This is a genomic window from Shewanella sp. SG41-4, from assembly GCF_014164505.1.
Classification (GTDB): domain Bacteria; phylum Pseudomonadota; class Gammaproteobacteria; order Enterobacterales; family Shewanellaceae; genus Shewanella.
On record NZ_JACJFI010000254.1, the window covers coordinates 1 to 5,451 of the forward strand.

5 protein-coding genes and 1 pseudogene are annotated in these 5,451 nt (G+C 39.5%); 3 read left to right on the plus strand and 3 right to left on the minus strand.

Annotated elements, in window-relative coordinates; translation table 11 throughout:
- A pseudogene (locus H5202_RS17405) lies at positions 1 to 259 on the plus strand (MFS transporter); the annotation flags it as partial.
- Positions 260 to 339: 80 nt separating this feature from the next.
- Here H5202_RS17405 and H5202_RS17410 read toward each other — a convergent pair.
- Positions 340 to 1,449, minus strand: a complete 1,110-nt coding sequence (locus tag H5202_RS17410; protein WP_182773192.1) for an acyl-CoA desaturase — start codon at positions 1,447 to 1,449, stop codon at positions 340 to 342.
- 156 nt (positions 1,450 to 1,605) lie between these two features.
- Here H5202_RS17410 and fabR point away from each other — a divergent pair, with 156 nt between their 5' ends.
- Positions 1,606 to 2,223: an HTH-type transcriptional repressor FabR gene (gene fabR / locus H5202_RS17415; protein ID WP_182773193.1), complete on the plus strand. Its 618-nt coding sequence runs from the start codon at positions 1,606 to 1,608 to the stop codon at positions 2,221 to 2,223.
- Positions 2,224 to 2,287: 64 nt separating this feature from the next.
- Here fabR and trmA read toward each other — a convergent pair whose 3' ends face one another.
- Positions 2,288 to 3,385 carry a tRNA (uridine(54)-C5)-methyltransferase TrmA gene (gene trmA / locus H5202_RS17420; RefSeq protein ID WP_182773194.1) on the minus strand — a complete coding sequence of 366 codons (1,098 nt, stop codon included), beginning with the start codon at positions 3,383 to 3,385 and terminating at the stop codon, positions 2,288 to 2,290.
- Between the two features lie 129 nt (positions 3,386 to 3,514).
- Here trmA and murI point away from each other — a divergent pair, with 129 nt between their 5' ends.
- Positions 3,515 to 4,294, plus strand: a complete 780-nt coding sequence (gene murI / locus H5202_RS17425) for a glutamate racemase (protein ID WP_182773195.1) — start codon at positions 3,515 to 3,517, stop codon at positions 4,292 to 4,294.
- 42 nt (positions 4,295 to 4,336) lie between these two features.
- Here the strand turns inward: murI and H5202_RS17430 are convergent, their stop codons facing one another.
- Positions 4,337 to 4,780 carry an RNA recognition motif domain-containing protein gene (locus tag H5202_RS17430; RefSeq protein ID WP_182773196.1) on the minus strand — a complete coding sequence of 148 codons (444 nt, stop codon included), beginning with the start codon at positions 4,778 to 4,780 and terminating at the stop codon, positions 4,337 to 4,339.
- Positions 4,781 to 5,451 lie beyond the last annotated feature (671 nt).

The window sequence follows — 5,451 nt, forward strand, 5'->3', positions numbered from 1 at the left end:
AAGATTAACCCCAGACGGTGAAATTGGTGAGTTTAGACCCGGTATTGATAAGATTTTACTGCGTGATCCTGTCACGGTAATACCGTTAGCATTAACAGGATTATGGGGATCTTACTTTAGCCATAAAGGAGGGCATGCGCTTACCACCTTTCCTAAGCGTTTTTGGTCTAAAGTATCGGTAAGTATTGCGCCTTCAGTTGATGGTGCTACGACCAATTGCAAGGCGTTAGAGCAGCAGGTAACTCAGCAATTTAATTAGCACATGATGTACTAGTGAAGCTGATCAAAACAAAAAAGGTCACGCGTTGGCGTGACCTTTTAAATGATTAAACATTAGTTTTACTGTGCGTAGGCAGCTGTTAGGCTTTTCCAATTACGTTGTTGTTCAAGAAATTGGTTACGCAATAATTGTACTTGTTGTTTCAGATTGTGATCTGTCAGTTGCTTACGTTTCGCCTCTAATAAGCTCTTTTTGGCTTGATAATAGTCAACTAAGTGTTGCTTCATCAGCTCATACTCTGCTTGAAATTTTTCTATGATTTCATCGCAGTTAGGTAAATGCGCAACCTGATTCTGGGCTTGTAAAAGTTGCATCTGCAAGCGTGCACTTTCAATACGCTCTTGTGGCACTTTACGTAAATCACTGGCTAAACCAAACCAGTTCATAAGCTTGATTAACCATTTGGTTGGATCGTAGTCCCACCATTTGATGCCATTGCGATAATCATTTTCAAAAATATGATGGAAGTTGTGATACCCCTCACCGTATGTCAGTAACGCTAAAAATGCATTATCTCGGGCTGAGTTTTTATCTGTGTACGGCTGTTTACCCCAAATATGGGCTAACGAGTTAATAAAGAAAGTACAATGATGCACTACCACTAAGCGTAATAAACCTGCCATAAGTACCATTGATAAAATATCGCCATTTAGCCAGCCTATAAATGCCGGTAAACCAATATTCATTAAGATCACTAAGGCTAAGTAGTGCTTGTGCTGCCACATAACGATACGATCGTTTTGTAAATCACGCACGTTGTTGTAGTCACTGTAACGACTCGCTTGATACTCGCGCAGCATCCAACCTATGTGGCTGTACCAAAATCCCATTTGAGCTGAGTACGGGTCTTTATCATTATTATCAACATGTTTGTGATGAATACGGTGATCACTACACCAATGTAATGCGCTGTTCTGTAGCGCCAATGCCCCGCCTAGTGCGTATAGAAAACGAACCGAAGAGTGAGCTTTATAAGCTTTGTGTGACCATAATCTGTGGTAACCCGCAGTAATCGACAGACCACTTGCGTAAGCGAAAACAACAAATGCAATCCATTCAATGCCATCAAAGCCATGGGTCAAACCACGCCAAGGGATTAATACTACAGCGCCGATAAAAGTAATGGCAAATAACAAGGTATTAAGCCAAATGATTGGAGGTTTTTTCATTTAGTAGGGTTCCAATAATAGGGTTAAATAAGTTGAGCGTACAATTGTACGCTAATTTAACTTAAGGAACTAGTCATGGTCAAGTTTAACAGGGCTGTGTTTCTGTTTTAAAAACGGTATTATCTGTGAATTAATATTGACTGAATGGATTAGTAAATGGGTGTTAGAGCACAACAAAAGGAAAAAACCCGCCGTGCATTAGTGGATGCTGCATTTAATCAACTCAGTGCTGAACGAAGTTTTTCCAGTCTAAGCTTACGTGAAGTTGCTCGTGAAGCTGGTATTGCACCCACATCATTCTATCGCCATTTTAAAGACATGAACGAACTTGGCTTGACCATGGTCGATGAAGGTGGATTAACCTTACGTCAAATGATGCGTAAAGGTCGTCAACGTGCAGAAGCCGGTGGGAGTGTGATCCGTATTTCTGTAGACACGTTTATGGAAGTATTGGAGTCAAACCCGAACGTATTTCGAATACTACTTCACGAACGTTCAGGTACCTCAGCGGCATTTAGAGCCGCAGTTGAGCGCGAAATTGAACATTTTATTTCTGAACTTGCTCATTACACCGAGGCCCAGGCAAACCGCACTCCTGTGTTAGCTCGTGCTCAAGCTGAAGCATTGGTTATTTTAGTGTTTAATGCCGGAGCATCAGCTTTGGATTCAAAGCGTAGTGAACGTAAATCATTGGCCGATCAGTTAGTACTCCAACTGCGGATGGTAGCAACTGGCGCTGAAGCGTTACAGCATAAAATGGACAACCGTGCTTAATTCATTACGATTATAAACAAACAGGGCGCTAATCATTAGCGCCCTGTTTGTTAGTTAAGCTGCATTACTTACGTTCTAGTAATACTCCTGATTCCATATGATCGGTATAGGGGAATTGGTCAAAGAGCGCAAAATGACTAATTCTATGAGTTTCGCTCAAGGTCAGTAAATTGTCTTTTAGGGTTTCTGGATTACAAGAAATATACAAAATCCGCTCATAACCTTGAATCAGCTTCAATGTTTCAGGGTCAATGCCTGCACGAGGTGGATCGACAAAGATGGTATTGCAATCATAACTATCTAAATCAATACCTTCTAAACGTCTAAATTGACGCTTTTTTGCCATCGCATCACTAAAATCTTCTGCTGACATCCGAATAATTTGGACATTAGTGACATTATTGATATCAATATTGTATTGGGCAGCGTCAACCGAAGGTTTAGCTAACTCTGTTGCTAATACGCGATTAAAGTTCTGTGCTAACGCAATCGTAAAATTACCATTACCGCAATACAACTCTAGTAAGTCACCTTGACTGTTTTTAGTGGCGTTAATAGCCCATTCCAACATTTTCACCGACACTTTCGCATTCGGCTGGGTAAAGCTATTTTCAATTTGTTTGTAATGTAATACCTGTTCATTTACCGTTAAGGTCTCAACAACAAAATCTTTGTCTAAATCAATTTTTTGTTTACGTGCACGGCCAATAATATTCACATTGAATTGAGCTGATAACTTTGCTTTTAATAGAGTAGCTTGTTCACGCCACTCTTCATCAAGCTGGCGGTGATATAGTAAAGACACTAAAATTTCGCCACTTAATGTCGACAAAAAATCAACTTGAAACAACCTATAACGTAATGCAGGATTAGGTGTTAATTCTGCAATTAATGCGGCCATCATTTGATTAATGATCAAACCTGCGGGTAAATATTGATCGCAACGTACTTTTGCATTCAGTGCTTTATCAAACATGTAGTAATATAAGTCATCACCTTCATGCCACATTCTAAATTCAGCACGCATACGATAATGCATAGGCTCAGAAGCAAAGACTTCAAGCGCTGGTGGATTGAAATCGGCAAAGGTCTGTTCTAGCTTGATGCGCTTTTGTTGTAATTGTGCATCGTAGTTTTTAGGATCCATTGCAGCTAAATTCATATCGTCCACCTAAGACTGTAAAAAAGGGCGCAAATATTATACTAAATGACGCTGATGTCTAGTACTACACGCCTAAGTATAAAGTGACATGACGATTAATGTTGAGCATATACATATTTGGAGCCCATATTGTCTGGACCTATTTTAGTGTTTGATTCAGGTATCGGCGGATTGTCGGTACTGAACGAAATTAGAAAACAGCTACCACAGCATGATTATTGTTTCTTATTCGACAATGCACGCTTACCTTATGGCAACTTATCAGAGCAAGAGTTAATCAGTGGATGTGTTGCACTTATTACTCATCATGCTCGACGTTTGAAAGCCAGTATTGTTGTGGTTGCCTGTAATACCGCCAGCACCTTGGTATTGCCTCTATTACGCCAACAATTAACCATTCCCATAGTGGGAGTTGTTCCTGCTATTAAACCAGCTGCCATGTTATCGAAGAAAAAGCACATTGGTTTATTGGCTACACCAGGAACAGTGAAACGAGATTACACTCAAGCTTTAATAAATCAATTTGCTGGAAACTGTAAGGTTGAATTATTTGGTACGTCAGAATTAGTGCTACTTGCTGAACAGCATGTAGCTCAACAGCCGGTCGATATGAATAAGCTTGGCGAAATCTTAGCGCCCATAGCGGCATCTGATATTGATGTACTAGTACTGGGCTGTACGCATTTTCCGATGATAGCGACAGAAATAAGTCATTATCTTGGTAGAGGGGTAACACTATTAGATTCAGGGGAGGCTGTAGCAAAGCGGGTAAGGTTTTTACTGAGTAAGGAAAACAATGGTAATAAGCATTTACAAGCATGTTATACCAAAGATATTAGCCAAGGGCTTAAAGCAACATTAGTCGATTATGGTTTTAGTGATTTTTCGCTGGTCACCATAACCGACTAACAACACTATTTAAATAGTGCTAAGAACCTGGTTCAAAAATAATTAGCTATTTTCAGAATCAGATTCTTGTGATTTAGCTTCTCTTACCTTTAGCGTGCGCTCTTGGAAGCTATAGTCGTTTAATTTCGACATAGCCTTCTGAGCACCCGCTTCAGACATTTCAACAAACCCAAATCCTTTACGACGCCCTGTTTTACGATCTCGTACTAAACGTACTGAGTTAACAGGCCCGAACTCGCCGAACAATGCTTTTACTTCGCCCTCATGAACACGATAAGGCAAATTACCGACATAAAGTGTCATGGTAGGACCAACATAAGGTTCATCAGAAGAGCTTGAACCACCAGTTGGTATAAAAGTGAAAATTAACGTCGCAACGACTACACCAGCAATAAACGCTAACGAAGATGACATACCGCTAACCTGAGAAAAAACAAAAGCGCCAAGAAGCGCCGCAATCAAAACAATCACGAAGGATTTCTGCATAAAATAATCTCTAATGAATATAAAAATGATAAATAACTGTTAAATACTATTACATACTAATTAAAAATTACCAGATAAACCAGACTACTGTTGAAAAATTGAGCTCGAAAGTAACATTTATATAAATAATAGCTTATTAGAGCATTAGTCAAAGATGGTTCTTTAACCTAAATTGCTAAAAAAGAATCGATCTGCATAAAAGTTCGGCGTTCAAAAGATTCTATGCACAAAAGCGCTTGCACAAAATCTTAAGCTGCCTATAATGCGCATCCACTGACACGGCATACAGCGAAAGCGAAAACCGGTTAGCGTTATTAACAACTACTTAGTAGTGTTGGTAACAGGCGAAAAGAAGTTTGAAAAAACACTTGACGCAATAAAGGGAATGCGTAGAATACGCACCCCAAGCCAACGACCTAGCGTCTGACGGCGATGTATGAAAAATCGACATCAAGCTCTTTAACAATTTATCAAGTAATCTGTGTGGACATTCACAGGTATTGAGTTATTCGAAATTGTCTTCTGTTCTTCGGAATGTTGGCAATCAAAAATTTAAACTCAATGCAACGATGAGTGTTCATAGTAATATGTACAAACAGTTAAGTGATTCTTCCGAGTCATTTAAATGAAATCAGAATTCATTGAGCCGAAAGCTTTGTTCTTATTTATAA

Bases quoted from the DNA above. Each gene is read 5' to 3' on its own strand.
- H5202_RS17410 (WP_182773192.1), bottom strand. From the start codon at position 1,449: ATGAAAAAACCTCCAATCATTTGGCTTAATACCTTGTTATTTGCCATT.
- fabR (WP_182773193.1), top strand. From the start codon at position 1,606: ATGGGTGTTAGAGCACAACAAAAGGAAAAAACCCGCCGTGCATTAGTG.
- trmA (WP_182773194.1), bottom strand. From the start codon at position 3,385: ATGAATTTAGCTGCAATGGATCCTAAAAACTACGATGCACAATTACAA.
- H5202_RS17430 (WP_182773196.1), bottom strand. From the start codon at position 4,780: ATGCAGAAATCCTTCGTGATTGTTTTGATTGCGGCGCTTCTTGGCGCT.